Source organism: Noviherbaspirillum pedocola (assembly GCF_016632335.1).
In the GTDB taxonomy this organism is placed as follows: Bacteria; Pseudomonadota; Gammaproteobacteria; order Burkholderiales; family Burkholderiaceae_D; genus Noviherbaspirillum_A; species Noviherbaspirillum_A pedocola.
In genome coordinates, this window is sequence record NZ_JAEPBG010000010.1 from 74,340 (window position 1) to 95,432 (window position 21,093).

The following is a 21,093-nucleotide window of genomic DNA, read 5'->3' on the forward strand; positions in this document are numbered from 1 at the left end:
CGAAAAAGCGGCGCACGTCAAACCGTGCGCCGCGCATTGCCTGCTTACTTCCAGAGCGAGCACTTGGTCTCGGCTTTCGTGGTGAAAGCCTCGTCGCCCGGGATGGTCTGCACGATGTTGAAGTAATCCCAAGGGGTCTTGGAATCCTTCGGCTCCTTCACCTGCATCAGGTACATGTCATGCACCATGGTGCCGTCCGGACGGATCGTGCCGTTCTTCGCATACATGTCGTTGATCTTGCTCGAGCGCAGATGAGCCATGACCTTCTCGGTATCGTCCGTGCCCACGGCCTTGACCGCATTCAGATACTGCGTTGCCGCCGAGTAGTCCGCGGCCTGCAGGCTCGAAGGCATCTTCTTCATCTTGTCGAAGTAGCGCTTTGCGAAGGCGCGGGTCTGATCGTTCTGGTTCCAGTACCAGCTGTCGGTCAGGTACATGCCCTTGGTCAGCGGCAGCGTCAGCGAATGGATGTCGTTGATGAACATCAGCAGGCCGGCCAGCTTCATGCTCTTGGTGACGCCGAACTCGTTGGCAGCCTTGATCGCGTTGATGGTGTCGCCGCCGGCATTGGCCAGGCCGAGGATCTGCGCCTTCGATGCCTGTGCCTGCAGCAGGAAGGACGAGAAGTCCGAGGCGGACAGCGGATGCTTGACCGAACCCAGCACCTGACCGCCATTGGCTTTCACCACCGCGGAGGTATCGTTTTCAAGCGAGGCACCGAACGCATAGTCGGCCGTCAGAAAGTACCAGGTCTTGCCGCCCTGCTTCACCACTGCCCCGCCGGTGCCCTTTGCCAGAGCCACGGTGTCATAGGCATAGTGGATGGTGTACGGCGTGCATTCCTCGTTGGTCAGGCGCGCGGTGCCGGCGCCGATCGAGATGAAGGGCTTCTTCTTTTCCGCAGCGACCTTGGCCATGGAAAGGCCGGTGGCCGAGTTGGTGCCGCCGATGAGCATGTCCACGCCATCGCGGTCGAACCATTCGCGCGCGCGGCTGGCGGCAATGTCCGCCTTGTTCTGGTGATCGGCAGTGACGAGCTCGATTTTCTTGCCATTGACCGAGCCGCCGAAGTCAGCGATCGCCATCTTGATCGCTTCTGCGCCGCCCTGGCCGTCAATGTCCGAATACAGGCCGGAGAGGTCCGTGATGAAGCCGATCTTCACCGTATCGCCCGAGATCTGTGCCGAGGCGTTGGCGCCAAAACCCATGGCCAGTGCCGATGCCACGCCCAATGCCAATGCTTTTGCCTTGAAATTCACTGTCTTCTCCTTTGATGAATGGTTTGATGCCATCTTCTGTGCGCTGCGTCAGACCCCGAGCAATTCGTTCAATACCGGCATCTTGGCTTGCAATTGCGATGCAGCGAAGGTTTCCACGATCTCCCCGTGCTCCACCACATAAAACCGGTCCGCCAGCGGCGCGGCGAAACGGAAATTCTGTTCCACCATCACGATGGTGTAGCCCTTCTCCTTCAGCGTGGTGATCATGCGCGCCAGCGTCTGCACGATCACCGGCGCCAGGCCTTCGGAAATCTCGTCGAGCAGCAGCAAGCGCGCGCCGGTGCGCAGGATGCGCGCCACCGCCAGCATCTGCTGTTCGCCACCGGACAGGCGTGTGCCCTGGCTGTGGCGCCGCTCGGCCAGGTTCGGGAACATCTCGTAGATTTCCTCGATCGACATGCCGCGATCGGTCTTGGACACCATCGGCGGCAGCATCAGGTTTTCCTCGGTCGACAGCGAAGAAAAGATGCCGCGCTCTTCCGGGCAGTAACCCAGGCCGAGATGGGCGACCTTGTATGTGGGCAGGCCAATCGACTCGCGGCCGCTGATCCTGATCGACCCGCGACGTGCACCGGTCAAACCCATGATCGCGCGCAGCGTCGTGGTGCGGCCAGCGCCATTTCGGCCCAGGAGCGTCACGACTTCGCCCTTGTCGACCGAAAAGCTGAGGCCATGCAGGATGTGCGACTCGCCGTACCAAGCGTGCAAGTCAGCGACTTCTAGCGCTTTTTCCATATCGATTCCAAAGGCGGCGAGCGGCCGCCAGGCTGTTGATCAATGCGCGCCTTCGAGCACGCCGCTGCTGGTGCCCATGTAGGCTTCCATGACCTGCGGATTGGCCGATACCTCCGCATAGGTGCCTTCGGCCAGCATGGCGCCGCGCTGCAGCACCGAGATGCGATCGCAGATGCCGGACACCACGTTCATGTTGTGTTCCACCATCAGAATCGTGCGGCCGGCCGATACCCGCTTGATCAGCTCGGTGACGCGGGACACGTCTTCGTGACCCATGCCCTGGGTCGGCTCATCGAGCAGCATCAGCTCGGGCTCCATGCCCAGCGTGGTGGCAATCTCCAGCGCGCGCTTGCGGCCGTAAGGCAGATCGACGGTCATCGTGTCGGCAAAGCTTTCCAGGTCCACCTGCGTCAGCAGTTCCATGGCGCGGTCGTTCAGGCGCGCCAGGCTGCGTTCGCTCTTCCAGAAATGAAACGAGGTGCCGAGCGCACGCTGCAGGCCGATGCGTACGTTTTCCATCACGGTCATGTGCGGAAAGACGGCGGAAATCTGGAAGGAGCGGATGATGCCCTGACGGGAGATCTGTGCCGGCTTGGCCGAAGTGATATCGCGGTTGTTGAACAGGATTTGTCCCGCCGTGGGAACGAGGAATTTGGTAAGGAGATTGAAGCAGGTGGTTTTGCCGGCGCCGTTTGGGCCGATCAGGGCATGGATATGACCGCGTTGCACACGCAGGTTTACGTCATTGACGGCGGTGAAACCCTTGAACTCTTTCGTCAAGTGCTTCGTCTCCAGGATGACATCGACCATGTCGTCTCCAATACTTATTATTTGTGCATTAAAGTTCGCGAATCCTACACACCCCGTGCCAAACGCAGCAATACGGTATAACTACCGTATCGTATAGCTTTGCTTTCTATCAACGTGTCGACGCATCATAAAGACTTCGCCCTGGTTTTACAATCGCCGCCGACCAGTCTTGAAAGCCTCTTACCGTCTTGCCGCGCGTATCATTTTTGCAGCCCGTTCGGCGATCATGATTGTGGGCGAATTTGGATTACCAGACGTGATCACCGGCATAATCGATGCATCGACGACGCGCAGTCCAATCACATTCCGTACCCGCAATTCGCTATCAACGACTGACGTCGTATCCTCACTGCGTCCCATCTTGCAGGTTCCTACCGGATGGAAGATCGTGGTGCTGATATCGCCCGCTGCATGGGCCAGTTCTTCATCGCTCTGGTATTGCTTTCCCGGCTTGAATTCTTCCGGCACATAAGGCCGGAGCGCTGGCGCGCTGACGATGCGGCGTGTGAGCTTCAGTGAATCCGCGGCGACCTGCCGATCTTCGGAAGTACTTAAATAATTGGCAGTGATCTTCGGCGCCGCAGCGGAATCTTTCGAGGCGATGCGCACATGGCCACGCGCCGTCGGCCGCAGATTGCAGACGCTGGCCGTAAACGCCGGGAACGGATGCAGTGGTTCGCCGAAGCGGTCGAGTGACAGCGGTTGCACATGGTATTGAAGATTCGGCGTTTCCTGAGTCGTATCCGACCGGGTGAACGCCCCCAGCTGCGACGGTGCCATCGACATCGGTCCGCTCTGCTTCACCAGGTATTCCAGGCCGATGCGCATCTTGCCGAACCAGCTGCTCGCCATGGTATTCAGCGTTTTCGCACCATTGATCTTGAATGCCATGCGAATCTGCAGATGGTCCTGCAGGTTTTCGCCGACGCCGGGCAGATCGACTTCGACATCGATGCCATGACGACGCAGCAATTCGCCCGGCCCGATGCCGGACAACTGCAGTATCTGCGGTGAACCGATCGCGCCCGCGCACAGTACAGTTTCATGCGCTGCATCGGCGACAAATGCTCGTCCCGCCGCAGTGAACTCGACGCCAGTACAGACTTTGCCGCGCTCGGTCGAGGCCAGCTTGAGTCGCTGCACATGGCAGCCGGTCATGATTGTCAGATTGCTTCGGCCTGCTGCAGGTCGCAGGAAAGCCTTCGAGGTGTTCCAGCGCACGCCGCGTTTCTGGTTGACATCGAAATAGCCGCAGCCTTCATTGTCGCCGCGGTTGAAGTCCTCGGTCTTCGGAATGCCGGTCTGCTCCGCCGCGTCGCGAAACGCTTCCAGAATTTGCCACTTCAACCGCTGCTTCTCGACGCGCCATTCGCCGCCGGCGCCGTGGAATTCGCTCGCGCCGAGGTAATGGTCTTCGGTCTGCTTGAACACTGGCAGCACGGCGTCCCAGCGCCAGGCAGCATCGCCGGTCAGCTCGGCCCAACGGTCGTAGTCGCGGGCCTGGCCTCGCATATAGATCATGCCGTTGATCGAGGATGATCCGCCAAGCACCTTACCGCGTGGGTAGACCAGAGAACGGCCATTCAAGCCGGCATCGGCCTCGGTGCGGTACAGCCAGTCAGTGCGCGGATTGTCGATGCAGTACAGATAGCCGACCGGGATATGTATCCACACATAGTCATCCTTGCGCCCTGCCTCCAGCAGCAACACCGACACCTCCGGATCCTGCGTCAGACGGTTGGCCAGCACGCAGCCGGCGGAGCCGCCGCCAACGATGATGTAATCGAATTTCCCGGCGTTCTCCATGTCCCCTCCAACCCGATGCGCGTTACTTGGCAACCGGCATCGTGAATTCCGCGCCTTTGACAATGGATTGCGGCCAGCGCTGCATGATGGACTTGTAGCGGGTGTAGAAGCGCACGCCTTCATCACCGTAGATATGCATATCGCCGAACAGCGAGCGCTTCCAGCCACCAAAGGAATGCCAGGCCATCGGCACCGGGATTGGCACATTCACACCGACCATGCCGACTTCGATGCGACGCGAGAATTCGCGCGCGGTATTGCCGTCGGAGGTGAACAGCGACACGCCATTGCCATATTCATGCGCATTGATCAGTTCGACTGCTGCGCGCAGATCGGGCACGCGCACCACGCACAGTACCGGGCCAAAGATTTCTTCCTGATAGATCTTCATCTCGGGAGTGACGTCATCGAACAGCGTGCCGCCGAGGAAGAAACCATTCTCATGCCCGGATACCTTGAAGCCGCGGCCGTCGACCAGCAGCTTCGCGCCGGCACGCACACCTTCTTCGATATAGGACTCGATCTTCGCCTTGTGCTGCGCGCTGACGACCGGACCCATCTCCGCCGCCTCTTCCATGCCGTTCATGATCTTCAGCGATTTCACGCGGGGAATCAGCGCATCGATCAGCCTGTCGGCCACATTGCCCACCGCCACGGCGACCGAGATCGCCATGCAGCGCTCGCCCGCCGATCCGTATGCCGCGCCAATCAGCGCATCGACTGCCTGATCGAGATCGGCATCCGGCATCACCACCAGGTGATTCTTCGCGCCGCCCAGCGCCTGCACGCGCAATGGCCAGGCGCCCTTGCGTCGGCTGCCTTCGGTGTACACATATTCGGCGATGGGCGTCGATCCGACGAAAGAAATTGCCTTCACATCCGGATGATGCAGCAGCGTATCGACCGCGGTCTTGTCGCCCTGCACCACGTTGAACACGCCATCCGGCAAGCCTGCCTGTTTCAGCAGGTCCGCCATGATCAGTGACGGCGTCGGGTCGCGTTCCGAAGGCTTGAGCACGAAACTGTTGCCGGTAGCCAGCGCCACCGGCGCCATCCACAGCGGCACCATGACCGGAAAATTGAAAGGCGTGATGCCTGCGGTCACGCCGAGCGGCTGGCGCAGCTGCCAGTTGTCGATGCCGCCGCCGATGTTGTCGGTGTACTGGGTCTTCAGCAATTGCGGAATGCCGCAAGCGAATTCCACGATCTCCAGGCCACGAACGACCTCCCCGCGAGCGTCAGAGAGCACCTTGCCGTGTTCCGAGGTGATCGCCTTGGCGAGATCCTCATGATGGCGTTCAATCAACTCCTTGAACTTGAACAGGACACGCGCCCGCTTCAAGGGCGCAGTGTCTGCCCATGCGGGCGCCGCCTCGCTGGCCGCGGCAACGGCGGCGTTGACTTCCTCGACACTACCAAGCGCAACCTGTGCAGTCACTTCGCCTGTAGCAGGATTGGTCACATCCTGGCTGCGGCCGCTGGTAGAAGGAACAATCTCACCGCGAATGAAATGCTCGATGCGTCGGGTCTGCTGGCTCATGGGAGTCTCTATGTCGGGGAAAAGGAATGTGCCAAATATATCCAGCAGTGCGCGGCAAATCTAATGAGTTTATGATTCCAGCAATATAAGGAATTTTTATAATGCCGGGAGCATCATATGGATTTCACCCAATTGCGCGCTTTTGTTACGGTGGCCAACGAAGGTAACTTGACTCGTGCCGCCGAACGCCTCCACCTTACACAGCCGGCTGTCACACTGCAGGTGAAGGCGTTGCAGAAAAATCTGGGCTTACAGCTTTTTACTCGCACCGCAAGCGGCATGACCCTCACCGCCGACGGCGTAAAGCTGCTGCCTTTCGCTGAACGGGTACTTGCAAGTGTTTCCGAATTCCGGCAAGGCGTTGCTTCGCTGAATTCCGTTCTTTCAGGAACCTTATCGATCGGTACCATTCTGGATCCGGAATTTATCCGCCTGGGCGCCTTTCTGAAACGGCTGGTAGAAACGCATCCTAAATTGTCGACGCAGTTGCAGCACGGCATGTCCGGAACGGTTGCCCAGCGTATCCGTAATGGTGAACTCGATACAGGCTTCTATATAGGAGCACCCGGTAAGGACTTCGATTGCCTGGTGCTTACGTCGTTCAATTATCTGGTACTGGCACCGCAGGGATGGAAAACCCGGGTGAGCCATCGCAGTTGGGATGAGCTTGCGAAACTGCCATGGATCTGGACTCCCCCAGAATCAGCGCACAGTCGTTTGCTGAATAAAGTGCTGAACTCGCATCGTGGACTCCCGCACAAGGTCGCCATGGTGGATCAGGAAGCCTCCATGCTTGACCTTGTGAAATCCGGAGTTGGCTTGGCCTTGGTACGTGAATCGATTGCGATGCGCGAAGCTCATGCGCACGGCTTGGCAATTGCTGACTCGGTAGCGCTAACAACAGAGTTGAGCTTCATTTGCCTTGCCAGAAGACGCAGGGAAACCATGATCGACGCAGTATTTTCACTTCTTGGCCAGGTCTGGCAGAGCTGAAGTCGCCAGGAATATTGGCAATTTTTTGTGGATAAGCTTCTGGATATGGCGTGCTTCGTATGTGCATAACGAGATTAGAGCGCGTGCCGAAAATTTTGTTCAGAAGGTGTCCGTACTGGATACAAGGCTTATACACCAATTTTCCACATGATAAGTCACTGTTTTTCTTATAAAAAATAGCCTTATTCACATGATTTTGATCTGGTTAACATTATTACCAGATTTGTATACAAGCTATTAATGTAAAACCCGAAGCTCGTTCTTTTTCCGTGTGTGCGGAAAATATAAAAAAACACTACAAATCTGATTGGCAAAATCCGAAGGCATTTTTGCCAGTTGGTACGCGCATATGGTTTATGTTTTTCATTTAAACCTGATTTGCCAAGCTGCTTTATTTAAGCTCGGCTTCGCGCATGGGAAAAGCACGGTCGGATTTTCTTTAATTGAATTTGATGTATACAAATGATGATGATAGTTAACGTAGCGGTATAGGTGTTAGTAAGTAGATTTTTATACATAAAATCAATCACTTGAGCTATGGATAACTCTTGTTGAAACCCTGTAGGTTGACTAGATGAATTCTGTATAAATATTCGACTGAGACAAGAAAAGGCCTTATCCCCATATTGTTGTCCGCTTATCCAAAAGGTTTTCCACATGAAATATCTTTCATGTTTAAGGCTGCAGAAAGAACACGGTACTTCCACGACGTTTAGTGACCGTAGGAGCTTTAATAATTACGGTATGGTTCCAAAGCAGCCACTTCATTATTAAATTAGGGCTAGCAGCTTTTAGATGAGAATAAGATAAGAGGTTAAGCCGAAGGTTCGGCCACACTGCTCCCAACTAGGCGCATCATCCCTTGATCGAGCACGGCGAGTTCACTACCTCGCTGGACCCGAGCATCTCCTACGCTATCGACTGATCACAACCGGACCGTAAGATGCCCTTTATTATTCATAAGAAACATAATAGGTATCCATACCAACAATTGGATTCGGTTGCCTATGGCTCATATACTGCAACGCAACATATGCTGGCGTGAGCCGGCGCGCTGAAACATCAAGGTTCATCATGTCGATACTCTCTATTGCTTTCCCCTTCGAATCTGCTGTCATGATTGGCGGCGTGGTTGCGGGTGCCGCTCGTCCGATTATCGGGATCAGCGCATTTGCTTCGTTATTGCTCTACTTCAAACCCCTACTCATGGGATTGTTGAAAGCGACTTTGATTTCGATTTCGCCGCGTAAGTCGCTGGAAGAGCGCCGCGGCCTCGACAGAGTCCGCGGCATACGCATGCTGCAGCGTCTCGCCAATGAATACGATCGGTCCCAGCCAAACTTGGCCGCAGAACTACGCCAACTCACAACGCGCGACTGATTTAACTAAAAATTAATAATCTTTTGTGATCAAGAGGTGGGAGAGCATTCTCTGACCTGCGTCAGATGTTCCTTTCAGGATGTCTCCTCCTCCCACTCGGGAAGGTTCGCCCCGCATGACAACATGCGGGGCTTTTTTATTGGGCCGCGGTTTTCTTTTTTCGCCTGTACAGCAATGTGCTGAAGTTGCTCGACACCAGGATGAGGCCGAAAGCGCCGGTTACGATGACGCCGTGCGTTCCGAACGTTGTAGCCAGCACGCCGCCCAAGCCTACGCCCAATGACTGGCCAAGAAAAAAGCAGGAAGCAAATGCCGCGACTGCTGCACCGCGCCGTTCCGGCGCCATCTGTGTTGCATTGGTTTGCAAGGTGTTGTGGAGCATGTAGAAGCCAAGGCCGGTGCAAAAGCATCCCGGTACGGCCCATGACCAGTGTGGAGCCAGCCCAATGGCGAGCAGCGCCAGCGCTGCCACTGCCCCGCCGCATGCCGTAAGTCCGGTTTCTCCCAGCCCTTTGACCAGCCAGCGAGAACAGAATGCGAACAACAGACCACCGAATCCAAACAGCATGACGAGCGATCCCGCTGTGGAAAGCGGCACACCGTGGACCAAGTGCACATGCGTGGCAATGAATGCGAACGCACCGTAAAGAAATGCGCCTTCCAGAAAGACCGTGAGCAGCACCCAGCGTGCCCAAGGCTGGGAAACCACTTGTGCAAATTCCTCAAGCATGCGTTGCAGCGCAGGACCGGACGTCCGATGCGCTTTTCGCGCCTCCATCGGCAATTGCCGGTTCATCCTCAGGAGCAGAATACCAATCAGTACGAATGCCGCCGAGATACCGAAAAACGGCACCCGCCAACTGAAGTAATCCGCCGCCAAGCCACCGATGAAAACGCCGGTCGATAACCCCATGATCTGTCCGATGAGAAAACGCGCCAGCACTGGCTGCCGTTCTTCATAGGGAATGACATCGCCTATCCATGCCATCGAAAGCGGAATCAAGGCTGCCGCGGTGGCACCGGCAAGCAGTCGGGCGAGCAGGAGAAATGCATATCCAGGCGCAATGGCGCATAGCAATGCCGTCGCTGCGCAACCCATGCACGCCCATGCAATAACCAGGTATTTCCCGAACCGGTCGCCGACCGGGCCAAAGAACAGCTGCGAGATGCCGTAGGCGACCGAAAAGGAGGTAATCACGTAAGACGCACCGGCCAGCGTAGTGCCGAATTGCGCTGCCAGTTGAGGTAATTGCGCATCGGTCACCCGCAAGGAAAGCCCGCTGCCGAAAGCCGCCAGCGATAGCGCGAGGATCGCGATGCCTGGGATGGGAATCCGGGACTGCGCGGCGGTGGAGATAGGCATCGTCATAATCGATCAATAGAACGCGCAGCACTGCAAACCTACAAGCTGCGGCGGCTTCGAAACTCCCTTGGTAGCCCCGACAAGGGGTCGACGAAGGCAATGGATCGCGCCAGCAGCTTTAGCGGCGCCGACACATCTTCGCCCTTGCACGGCAGCGCTTCCGGATAGAAAGCGTCATTCACAATCGGTATGCCCAGCGCCGCCATATGCACCCGCAACTGATGCTTCCTTCCGGTGTTAGGGCGCAATTCATACAGGACTTGGCCGCCACGGCGCTCCAGCGGCTTGATCACGGTTTCCGAATTCGGCTCTCCTGCCGCCTCGCGCATCCTGAAAAAAGGTTTGCCGTCGACCATGCGGCTGCGATAAGTCAGCGGAAATTCGGCATTCAACGGTCCGGCGAGTGCTTCATAAACCTTGATCATCGATCGCTTCTGGAACAGCGATTGGTAGATTCCGCGTGTCGCCGGATCATGGGAAAAGATGACCACGCCGGCGGTTTCCCGATCAAGCCGGTGAATCGGTGTCAGGTGTTCCAACCCGGTTTTGCGCCGCAGTCGTACTAACAGGGTTTCTTGAAGAAAGCGGCCGGATGGCGTCACCGGCAAAAAATGGGGCTTATCCGCCACCAGGAGGTGCTCATCGCAGTGCAGAATGCTCTCTTCGAAGGGTATGGGAGTTTCCCGTTCGATCTCGCGGTAGTAATAGACCTTGCGACCGCCACCGCAAATCGCATCCGGGAGCAATACAGTATTGTCCTCGTCACGCACTTCTCCGCGCAGCATGCGTGCAACCCAGGTATCACGCCCGACTGCCGGAAAGCGCCGCTCGAGAAATTCCAATAGGCTGCCGGTCTGGCCCGGCAGCAGGTAGATGAAGCTTGGTGCAACGCCATCGCGCACTGGCATCGGAGCACTCAAAGGCAGCTCCGCAGACTCCGGCGCATGGCCGCAACGCCTTCCTCGCTCAGGCGAACACAAGACGCGAGCCAGTCGCCAGGCAGCGGTCTTCCGGCGCCAGTATGCCTGTTATTACCGAGACAAAATGCGCGCATGAAAAGCAAGGTGATCGGCCATGAACGAAGAAATGAAGTAATAACCATGGTCATAGCCCGGATGGCGCCGCAGAGTTAATGGTTGTGCCGCCTCTGCGCAAGCCGCTTCGAACGACTCCGGCTTCAACTGCGCGTGCAAGAATTTATCTTCGAGACCCTGATCGATCCAAATGCCATCCGGGAAAGGAGTACGCCGCTTCTTCATCAATTCGCTCGCATCGTACTGCAGCCAAGCATCGCGATTTCGACCCAGATAACGCGAAAACGCCTTTTCTCCCCATGGACAAGCGCTGGGCGCGGCAATTGGCGCGAATGCAGATACTGACCGGAACACTTGTGGATGACGTAGCGCCATCACCAGCGCGCCATGTCCACCCATCGAATGGCCAAAGACGCCAACGCGTTCTGGCAGCACAGCAAAGTGCGACAGCACCAGCGGCACCAATTCCCGGACCAGGTAAGACTCCATCCGGAAACGCGCGCGGTAGGGTTCCTCCGTCGCATCGAGATAAAAACCTGCGCCTTCACCGAAATCCCAGTCCTGCACCGCATCGGCAATGCCGGTATCGCGCGGACTCGTGTCCGGCGCCACCAGCATGATGCCGTGCTCGGCTGCGTAGCGCTGCGCGCCGGCCTTGATCATGAAGGTTTCTTCGGTACAGGTCAGCCCGGCAAGGTAAAACAGCACCGGCACCGGCTGCTGCGCCTGTTGCGGCGGGCAGTAAACGGAGAAGCGCATCGGCGAACCGATTTCTTCAGAAGCATGCCGGTAGAAAGCCTGTCTGCCGCCGAAGCAGGCGTGTCCAGCAAGAAGCTCCATGACGGCCTTCCTCAGTAGAGCACTACGGAACGGATCGACTCGCCGCGCTTCATCAGGTCAAAGCCTTCATTGATCCGGTCCAGCGGCAATGTATGCGTGATCAGATCGTCGATGTTCAATTTGCCTTCCATGTACCAGTCGACAATTTTCGGCACATCGGTCCGTCCTCGCGCGCCGCCGAAGGCCGATCCTTTCCATACCCTGCCGGTGACCAGCTGAAAAGGTCGTGTGCTGATTTCCTCGCCTGCCGCCGCGACGCCGATGATGATCGATTGACCCCAGCCCTTGTGGCAGCATTCCAGCGCCTGACGCATGGTGGTCGTATTGCCGATGCATTCAAAGGAATAATCGGCGCCGCCATCGGTCAGTTGCACGATCGCATCGACCACGTTCTCCACTTCCTTCGGATTGATGAAATGCGTCATGCCGAACTTCCTGGCCATGGCTTCGCGTTCGGGATTGAGATCGATGCCGATGATCTTGTCCGCGCCGACCATCTTGGCCGCCTGAATCACATTCAGTCCAATGCCGCCCAAGCCGAAAACGACGACATTCGCACCCGCCTCTACCTTCGCCGTAAACAACACCGCGCCTACGCCAGTGGTTACGCCACAACCGATGTAGCAAACCTTGTCGAATGGTGCATCGGACCGGATCTTCGCCAAGGCGATTTCCGGCACCACGATGTAGTTCGAAAATGTCGACGTGCCCATGTAATGAAAGATAGGCTTGCCGTCGAGCGAGAAGCGCGACGTCGCGTCGGGCATCAGTCCACGGCCCTGGGTGCTGCGAATCGCCTGGCACAGGTTCGTCTTTTGCGAAAGGCAGAACTTGCATTGCCGGCATTCCGGCGTGTAGAGCGGAATCACATGATCACCGGCGCGCAAGGACTTCACCTCCGGGCCGACGTCGACCACCACGCCCGCGCCTTCATGACCAAGGATGGCCGGGAAAATGCCTTCCGGATCAGCACCGGACAGGGTGTAGTAGTCGGTATGGCAAATGCCGGTCGCTTTCACTTCGATCAACACTTCCCCGGCCTTCGGTCCCTGCAGCTCGACCTCTTCGATAGTCAATGGCGCTCCCGCTTTCCAGGCAACCGCGGCTTTGGTTTTCATAAGGATTCCTCTAGCGAATGGTGACATCCAGCAGCATTGGTGTGGATGAACGAAATTTGGAAAGTATAGACGATTAGCGAAAATTCATTAAACGATAAAAGAACAGATATTCGCTAATCTCAAGTTCTGCAGTAAAGCATTTCTCATGCTTGGCACTGACAATCGGCGCAGTTACTTAAATCTCGCAACTTGCTCCGGATTCATTTACACGTCAGTTTCAATTCAAGAGGTGCATTATGCGTATCAAAGAGTGGCAAAAGCAGACGCAAGATGTATCGAGTTCATATTCCGTTTCCCTCCACTTTCCCGGAAGCGGAGGCCGTCATTATTCCGCAAGATTTGTTCTTGGCTTACTGACTGCGTCCATGCTCTGGTATGCCAAACCAGTGCAGGCTTTGCCAGGCGCAGCCACGATTGCGTCGGGGTCTGCCAGTGTGACAAGTAACGGAAGCACGCAAACGGTCGTGACACAAGTGTCGCCCAAAGCCATCATTAACTGGAATTCCTTTAATGTTGCAATGGGCGAGACGGTGAATTTCCAACAGCCTGACAAGTCATCCATTTTGCTCAATCGTGTAACCGGTGCTGGAGAAAGCACTATCGACGGAAGGCTCACTGCAAACGGGCAGATATTTCTGCTCAACCCAAACGGTATCCTGTTTGGAAGGAACTCGGAAGTCAACGTTGGAGGCTTGCTCGCATCGACAATGTCGATGTCCGACAATGATTTTCTTTCGGCGAAATACAAACTGAGCGGCAACAACAATAAGTCTGTGAGCAATGACGGCGTATTAACCTCGCAAAATGGTTATATTGCTCTGCTCGGACAAAACGTCCTCAACAAAGAAAACGGCGTTATCCGAACGCCAGGTGGAAAAATCCTCCTAGGCGCTGCGGACGGAGCGACGCTTTATATGAGTAACGACTCAATTGTTGCCTACACGATAGACCGTGGCACAGCGGGTGCGCTTGTCGACAACGCAGCAAAAGGAAGAATTAGCGCTGAAGGTGGTTCCGTCACCTTGACCGCCATGGGCGGCGACGAGGCGGAATTCGCGAAGCGCGCGGTGGTCAATAATGCCGGTCTCATCGAGGCGAAAACCATCGCTTCGAAAAAGGGAATAATTGAACTGGTTGCCGACCGTAATACCGGCACCATCAATATCTCCGGAACGCTTGATGCTTCCGCAGCGCCCGGTAATGGAGACGGCGGCAATATCCTCACTTCCGCATCGATCATCAGTGTAAAAAGTGACGCAAAAGTCGATACCGGCGCGCAAATAGGAAACAATACCGGTTTGTGGTCAATAAAAACGAATGGCGCGGTCGTCGATAGTTCAAACGAATATATCAATGCCAACACCGTCAATAGTCAATTAAAGAATACGAATATCACTATTACTGCAAGCCGTGATGATATGCCGGGCACGGGTAATATCAGCATCAATACTCCATTAGCGTGGGAAGCCGCCAACAAACTCACGCTGGAAGCAGGAAATAATATTAATCTGAATGCATCAATCAATGCGGGCCGTGGCGGCATTAAACTGCTCACTGATCTTGATGGCTTTGGTAAGGGGCAATTGGTCTTTGTCCCGGGGGTGAGACTGCAATCGAATAATGACGGGAAGATTGACGTCTACACCAATATTTTAAACGCGAATAACGAAGCTGCTTACAACAATCCACGTGTTTATGATCAGTTCATTACCAGTCCTTATACCCTGTGGATGCTGGTAAAAGACGTGAATCAGCTTCAGGCGATAAATACAAATCTGACTGGAAATTATGCACTCAGTCGAGATATTGATGCCACGGACACCAAGAACTGGAATAACGGTGCAGGATTTATTCCACTCGGAAAAAATATAGCAGACTACAGTGGCACTTTTGATGGAATGAACCATGTTATAAATAATTTATATGTTAACCAAGCATACTTTTCGGGCCTGTTTTTCCGTAACGGTGGAACAATCCAGAATGTGGGCTTGGTAAATGCAAGCATAGGCAAGGGGGTCCAATATAACGGTACAGTGGCTGGAGCAAATTACGGCACGATTAAAAACGTGTATGCAACCGGCACAGTATCAAATGATGGTTTTGTTTGGCCTGCCGGCGCTTGGCAGGAAAGACGAGGTTCTACTCCAGACGATGTGCGTAATATTGTGGGAGGTCTCGTTGGCGCGAATTATGGAAACATTTCGGATGCGTATTCGAATGTTGAGATATCTGCGCGCAACACAGTAGGCGGTATTGCCGGAATCAACAGCGGTACGATAAAAAACACTTATGCTATCGGGAAAATTAATATCATCGACACCCGTTATGGTGTAAACGCACCGTTGGCTGTCAAAATTGGCGGCTTGGTAGGAGATAATGCTTTACGCGGAGCAAGTGGCGCCACGATATTGGGAAACTTGATCAATTCGTATTGGGCTACCGATACCACCGGTGTTGATTCCGCTGTTGGCGCCGCAAATGGCAACGTCATTAATCTTAATAGAGGTGGGAAATTCACCTATGACGAATTGATGTCCGCCGATATGAGCCTGGATTTCACGCAGGTATGGAAAAGATATGACGGCAAAAGCCTGCCTTTATTAAGGTCATTTCTGAAACCGCTTAATATCATCGCGTTATCGGAAAATCTGGTAAAGGAATACGATGGTAAAAGTGTTAGCGTTGCACCCAATCTACTGTACTCAGATCCCAGCGCTGCACAGTCGGCTCGTTTGCTAGCGTCTGCCACACCCTCTCCACTCAACTTGAAAGAGCAAGGCTCCTATCTTTATCGCTACGGTCAGGAATTTTGGTCAGATCAGCAAGGGTATGACATCAGCAGCCCGAAGGTAGCGGGCAGTTCATACATGACGATTTTGGTAAGTGGGGGCGGTTCTTATCCAGGGAATCCCATTCCATCCGGCCCTCAAGGCCCGGCTGGTCCCCCAGGCCCTCCAGGGCCACCAGGTGCTGACGGTGCTCCGGGTGCTCCGGGTGCTCCGGGTGCTCCGGGTGCTCCGGGTGCTCCGGGTGCTCCGGGTGCTCCGGGTGCTCCGGGTGCTCCGGGTGCTCCAGGTGCTCCGGGTGCTCCGGGTACTCCGGGTGCTCCGAGTGCTCCGGGTACTCCGGGTACTCCGGGTACTCCGGGTACTCCGGGTACTCCGGGTACCCCGGGTACTCCGGGCACATCCGGTACTCCCGACGATCTCAACAAACAGGGCGGCTCAGTGATTCCTCCTGCCGATGCTGTTGCCTATGCGCCTATCAAGAATGCGATAGCGGCGGCTTACATCGTTCAGGACGAAGAAATGCTCAAAAAGAGAAAAATCAAATCGACTGAGGGCGCCGCGATTGATATTAGGGACGGCGGACTACGTTTGCCTCTGGGAGTCGATTAGCACCCTGCTGTGCTGAAGCATTCATGTCCCACAACGAGAGGGAAAAATCCTTGCGAGTAAAAGATTCTTATAACTCGCAAGGATTTAAAACCGGCGCCTGCGTTTCGTCCAATTGTAATCGGCGGGTGGATCCGCAACCCCTGCATGGCCGACTGAATCCGGATTTTCTGAAGAAAGCACGATAAAGCAAAGCGGGTCTCCGTTTCTTTGCCTTGTTCTCAAATCTTCCATGAATCTCATGGCGCTCATCATGTCTTCGGAATCGAAGAGCTGCTGGTGTGCCTTTCTGATGTTTTTCCTAATCTCAGTCCAATAAACCATGTACATCGTTCTTGCCCTAAAAGTTTAAAAACGCTGATAACAGTGAACCTAATATTTGATCAATGAAAAGCCGCCTCGGTTTACCGTTGGAAGCGCCTTTTATATCCGAAAAACGGCGTTATTTTTCAAAACATTCATGAACACTTTTAAGGTTGGCTAACAGTGGTTGAAATTTGCCACAGATCGCGCATGCTGTTCGGATTGTATTTATTGCCAATATGCCGCAATAGAAAAGGCGCTTCACGGTAATACCTGTTTTTTGTTGCCGACCAATTGAATTTCTTAAAAAAATGATCCGGGCAAAATCTATCCTCACTGTATTTCTATTTTTCTTTTATGCAGTTAGCCATGTTGGCACTTCCCATGCGCAATTGCCGCCAGGTTCCGGAGCAACGCTGCGCGAGCTGGAAAAACCGGATTTCAGAGCGCCACCACCGCCAACGCAGACTTTACCGCTATTGAAATCTGAATCGGATATTCCGCCACCGGCGATTGAATCAAGCGGCGATGAGCGGCTGCTGGTCAGATCCCTGTCTGTCACTGGTGCCACCAGCATTCCTGCGGAAGAACTATCGGCTTTGCTGCTGCCTTGGGTAGGGCGCGAGTTAAGCATGAACGAGCTCAAGCAAGCTGCGGCGCGGATTACACAGCATTACCGCGACATGGGTTATCTCCTGGCTCGTGCTTATATTCCCGCGCAAAAGCCTGAAGACGGGGCAGTGAAGATTGCTGTGCTCGAGGGGCAGCTTGGCACATTGCAGTTGAAGAACAGCAGCCGGATTGCTGATGATCGCCTCTATGCGCTTAGCCGCTCCTTGGCCATCGGTAAGCCGGTCGAATCGGACAAGCTGGAAAGAAGCATCCTGTTGATGAGGTCACTGCCGGGCGTTGCCAGCGTCAATGCGGTTTTGCAGCCTGGCGAGGCAGTTGGCACGACTGCATTGCTGATCGACGTACTGCAGGCGCCATTGATCACTGGCAGCGTCGATGCCGACAACTATGGCAGTTCTTATACGGGTACCTATCGTCTGGGAAGCACGATCTATGTCAACAGTCCGGCTAATCTTGGCGATCAATTGACAATGCGCTTGCAGGCGAGCACGCATAAATTGTACTACGGGCGACTCGCCTACCAACTGCCGATAGGAAGCAGCGGCCTCAACGGTGGTCTGGCTTACGGCAGGAGCAGTTATCACCTTGGACGACAGTACGAGGTACTGGATGCAAACGGCACGACGCAAACCATCGGCGCTTTCGTTGGCTATCCATTCCTGCTCACCCAATCCACAACGGTGTCGGGCACGCTAGGCGTCGAACAAAAGCAGTTGCGGGACCGCATCGATGCCTTCGGCTTAGAGAGCAACAAGTCTGCGCAAGTCTGGTCTGCAACGCTCGCGGCGAATGGCGCTACCAACAAGGCCATGTGGAGCATGAACACTGTACTGAGCTCCGGCAACCTGGATATCAAGACACCATCCATTCTGGAAATCGACAACGCTGGTCCGCATACGAATGGCCGATATAGCAAATTGACATACAACGCAGTGGGACTGTATCGCCTCACTGGACCATGGTCGCTATTCGGTGCGATCAGCGGCCAATTTGCGAGCAAGAACCTCGATTCATCGGAGAAGTTTTCCCTCGGCGGCGCCGAGGGCGTCAGAGCCTATCCACAGGGTGAGGGCGTCGGCGATGTGGGTCTGCTCGCCACTACTGAGCTTCGTTACCTTCTCGATCCAGGTAGATGGGGACAAGTGGAGCTAGGCGGATTCATTGATTACGGAGCCGTCAGAATCAATCGCAATGCCTATCTTCCGGGTCCAGAAAATCGTCATCTCTCGGCTTTCGGGATGAGCATGCTGTGGAATTTGCCCGAGAACTGGCAAGTCCGCGCCAGCGTAGCGCGCAAGCTGGGCAGCGAAGCGGCCCAGTCAGATAGCGATAGTACAGTGCGTGCCTGGCTGCGTGCCATGAAGGGATTCTGATCAAATCGACGCAGCTGGACCTCGATGAGCGGACCGTCTACCGAAAGGGACGGTCGGCATGCGATTCTTAAACCACATCTTGCTCGACCGTTTTTCTGCCAGAGCGCTTTGCCGTCCAATCAACAGCAGGCAATCAAATATATTTTTCCAGCCACTCGTTCACTTCCTCGGGCCCGTAGCCGGCGTACGGCTTTCGCATCGTCATGATGTACAGATTGCGTGAGGCATCGACAAGAGGACGTAGTTGATCGAAGACGGTTTGTACTGACAGCTCCGTATAGATGGCGTAGGACGTGGTTGTCATTCTCGCCCATGGATACTTTTTGATTCCCTTCACCAGCCGGTAGGCCGAGCTTCCTTCAGGACCAAGGTCATAGGAAATCAACAATACCGGCATAAGGCTCCCAATTCGCTCAGAGATAAAAAAACGCGGCAGAGTGTCTGCCGCGTTGCTTATCCAAGGCTGACAGCCGCACCGAACTTCAATGCGGCTATGTGATCAGTTACCCAGACGTTGTTCCAGCTTGTTTTTGGTTGCCTGCAATTCAGCCGGCAATTTGTGCGACAGCTTGTCGAACAATTCACCGTGCAGCTTCAGCTCATCCTGCCATGCTGCTTTGTCGATGGAAGTAATCGTATTGAACTGCTGTTCGCTAAAGTTCAGGCCATTCCAATCCAGATCCTGGAAACGCGGCGTAGTGCCGAAGACGTGCTCGGCGCCATTGTCAGTGCGACCTTCAACACGCTCCATCATCCACTTCAGCACGCGCATGTTGTCCGAGAAGCCCGGCCACACAAAGCGGCCATTCTCATCGGTGCGGAACCAGTTCACGCAGTAGATTTTCGGTAGTGTTGCGCCCATGCCTTCGAGCTTGCTGCCAAGATTGAGCCAATGCTGAAAGTATTCGCTCATGTTGTAGCCGGTGAACGGCAGCATCGCGAACGGATCGCGCCGCACCACACCCTGCTGACCAGTCGCCGCGAAGGTGGTTTCCGAGCCCATGGTCGCTGCCATATACACGCCTTCGACCCAATCGCGCGCCTCGGTTACCAGAGGCACCGTCGTCGAACGGCGGCCGCCGAAAACGAAAGCGGAAATCGGCACGCCAGCCGGATCATCCCATGCCGGATCAAGTACCGGGTTTTGCGTGGCCGACACGGTAAAGCGCGCATTTGGATGTGCAGCCTTGCGACCGGTCTCCTTTGCCATCGCCGGCGTCCAATCCTTGCCCTGCCAGTCGATCAGGTGCGCTGGCGCTTCCTTGGTCATGCCTTCCCACCAGACATCGCCGTCATCGGTGAGCGCGACGTTAGTGAAGATGCAATTTTCGTCCAGCGAAGCCATACAGTTGGGATTGGTCTCGCCATTGGTGCCGGGCGCCACGCCGAAGTAACCGGCTTCCGGGTTGATCGCGTACAGGCGGCCATCGGCGCCGGGCTTGATCCAGGCAATATCGTCACCGATGGTCGTTACCTTCCAGCCTTTGAAGCCTGCCGGTGGAATCAGCATCGCGAAATTGGTCTTGCCGCAAGCGGACGGAAAAGCGGCGGCTACGTAGTGCTTCTTGCCTTCGGGCGATTCAACACCGAGGATCAGCATGTGCTCGGCCAGCCAGCCTTCGTCGCGGCCCATGTTCGAGGCAATGCGCAGCGCGAAGCATTTCTTGCCGAGCAGCGCATTGCCGCCGTAGCCGGAACCATAGGACCAAATTTCGCGTGTCTCGGGGTAATGCACGATGTACTTGGTCGGATTGCACGGCCAGGGCACGTCCTGCTGGCCCGGCTGCAGCGGCGCACCGACGGTATGCACGCAGGGCACGAACTCGCCATCGCTGCCCAGCACTTCGTACACTGCCTTACCCATGCGGGTCATCATGCGCATGTTGACCGCGACATAGGGCGAATCGGAAAGCTCGACACCGATATGGGAAATCGGCGAGCCCAGCGGACCCATCGAGAACGGCACCACATACATCGTGCGGCCGCGCATCGCGCCATCGAAAAGGTCATGCATCGTGGTGCGCATTTCGGCGGGTGCAACCCAATTGTTGGTCGGGCCGGCGTCTTCCTTGCGTTCGGAGCAGATGAAAGTGCGGTCTTCCACGCGCGCTACGTCGGTCGGGTCGGACCAGGCCAGGTAGCTGTTCGGGCGCTTCGCATCGTTAAGCTTCTTCATGGTGCCGCCTGCAACCAATTGCGCGCAGAGGCGGTCGTATTCTTCCTGGGAGCCATCGCACCAGTAGATCTTGTCCGGCTTGGCCAGCGCCGCGATTTCCGCGACCCAGCTGACCAGTTTCTGATGCTTGACATACGACGGTGCGTCAACGGCCACGATACCGTTCATGACGGGCTGATTCATAAGCACTACCTCCAAGCCAAAGAAACCTGTCTCGGCACGGCAGGATCGTCGTCAGCATGCGCTTGCGCCGGCATGCCGGCGATACGGCGGTCTTGTCGAAGCCTGAATGCTGTCACTGCGCCGCATGGGGC

The 21,093-nt window shown here is 55.5% G+C and carries 15 protein-coding genes; 4 read left to right on the plus strand and 11 right to left on the minus strand.

The window, feature by feature from the left end; all coding sequences use genetic code 11:
• Positions 1-44: 44 nt before the first annotated feature.
• The 5 genes from JJB74_RS20975 to JJB74_RS20995 form a co-directional block, all read right to left on the minus strand.
• Positions 45-1,208: an ABC transporter substrate-binding protein gene (locus JJB74_RS20975; protein WP_234484526.1), complete on the minus strand. Its 1,164-nt coding sequence runs from the start codon at positions 1,206-1,208 to the stop codon at positions 45-47.
• Positions 1,209-1,307: 99 nt separating this feature from the next.
• Complete coding sequence (locus JJB74_RS20980) at positions 1,308-2,015, minus strand: ABC transporter ATP-binding protein (RefSeq protein WP_200595120.1); 708 nt, start codon at positions 2,013-2,015, stop codon at positions 1,308-1,310.
• Between the two features lie 39 nt (positions 2,016-2,054).
• A complete protein-coding gene (locus tag JJB74_RS20985; RefSeq protein ID WP_200595122.1) occupies positions 2,055-2,825 on the minus strand; it encodes an ABC transporter ATP-binding protein in 771 nt (256 codons plus the stop codon).
• A 180-nt stretch (positions 2,826-3,005) separates the two neighbouring features.
• Entirely contained in the window at positions 3,006-4,631 is a 1,626-nt protein-coding gene (locus JJB74_RS20990) for a GMC family oxidoreductase (protein WP_200595124.1), read from the minus strand.
• Between the two features lie 22 nt (positions 4,632-4,653).
• Positions 4,654-6,171: a CoA-acylating methylmalonate-semialdehyde dehydrogenase gene (locus tag JJB74_RS20995; RefSeq protein WP_200595126.1), complete on the minus strand. Its 1,518-nt coding sequence runs from the start codon at positions 6,169-6,171 to the stop codon at positions 4,654-4,656.
• 117 nt (positions 6,172-6,288) lie between these two features.
• Between JJB74_RS20995 and JJB74_RS21000 the strand changes: the two genes are divergently transcribed.
• Complete coding sequence (locus JJB74_RS21000; protein WP_200595128.1) at positions 6,289-7,164, plus strand: LysR family transcriptional regulator; 876 nt, start codon at positions 6,289-6,291, stop codon at positions 7,162-7,164.
• Positions 7,165-8,238: 1,074 nt separating this feature from the next.
• Complete coding sequence (locus JJB74_RS21005) at positions 8,239-8,544, plus strand: hypothetical protein (RefSeq protein WP_200595130.1); 306 nt, start codon at positions 8,239-8,241, stop codon at positions 8,542-8,544.
• Positions 8,545-8,680: 136 nt separating this feature from the next.
• On the opposite strand, the gene JJB74_RS21010 is transcribed toward JJB74_RS21005, so the two are convergent.
• The 4 genes from JJB74_RS21010 to JJB74_RS21025 form a co-directional block, all read right to left on the minus strand.
• Entirely contained in the window at positions 8,681-9,907 is a 1,227-nt protein-coding gene (locus JJB74_RS21010) for an MFS transporter (protein WP_200595131.1), read from the minus strand.
• A gap of 38 nt (positions 9,908-9,945) precedes the next feature.
• Complete coding sequence (locus JJB74_RS21015) at positions 9,946-10,815, minus strand: pseudouridine synthase (RefSeq protein WP_200595375.1); 870 nt, start codon at positions 10,813-10,815, stop codon at positions 9,946-9,948.
• Positions 10,816-10,938: 123 nt separating this feature from the next.
• Positions 10,939-11,781 carry an S-formylglutathione hydrolase gene (gene fghA, locus JJB74_RS21020; protein ID WP_200595132.1) on the minus strand — a complete coding sequence of 281 codons (843 nt, stop codon included), beginning with the start codon at positions 11,779-11,781 and terminating at the stop codon, positions 10,939-10,941.
• 11 nt (positions 11,782-11,792) lie between these two features.
• Positions 11,793-12,899: an S-(hydroxymethyl)glutathione dehydrogenase/class III alcohol dehydrogenase gene (locus tag JJB74_RS21025; RefSeq protein WP_200595134.1), complete on the minus strand. Its 1,107-nt coding sequence runs from the start codon at positions 12,897-12,899 to the stop codon at positions 11,793-11,795.
• A gap of 236 nt (positions 12,900-13,135) precedes the next feature.
• Here JJB74_RS21025 and JJB74_RS21030 point away from each other — a divergent pair, with 236 nt between their 5' ends.
• On the plus strand, positions 13,136-16,297 hold the full coding sequence (locus JJB74_RS21030; protein ID WP_200595135.1) for a two-partner secretion domain-containing protein: 3,162 nt from the start codon (positions 13,136-13,138) through the stop codon (positions 16,295-16,297).
• 611 nt (positions 16,298-16,908) lie between these two features.
• Entirely contained in the window at positions 16,909-18,603 is a 1,695-nt protein-coding gene (locus JJB74_RS21035; RefSeq protein WP_200595137.1) for a ShlB/FhaC/HecB family hemolysin secretion/activation protein, read from the plus strand.
• Between the two features lie 133 nt (positions 18,604-18,736).
• On the opposite strand, the gene JJB74_RS21040 is transcribed toward JJB74_RS21035, so the two are convergent.
• Together JJB74_RS21040 and JJB74_RS21045 are read right to left on the minus strand one after the other, a co-directional pair.
• Positions 18,737-19,000, minus strand: a complete 264-nt coding sequence (locus tag JJB74_RS21040; protein WP_200595139.1) for a hypothetical protein — start codon at positions 18,998-19,000, stop codon at positions 18,737-18,739.
• Positions 19,001-19,102: 102 nt separating this feature from the next.
• On the minus strand, positions 19,103-20,962 hold the full coding sequence (locus tag JJB74_RS21045; RefSeq protein ID WP_200595141.1) for a phosphoenolpyruvate carboxykinase (GTP): 1,860 nt from the start codon (positions 20,960-20,962) through the stop codon (positions 19,103-19,105).
• Positions 20,963-21,093: the final 131 nt, after the last annotated feature.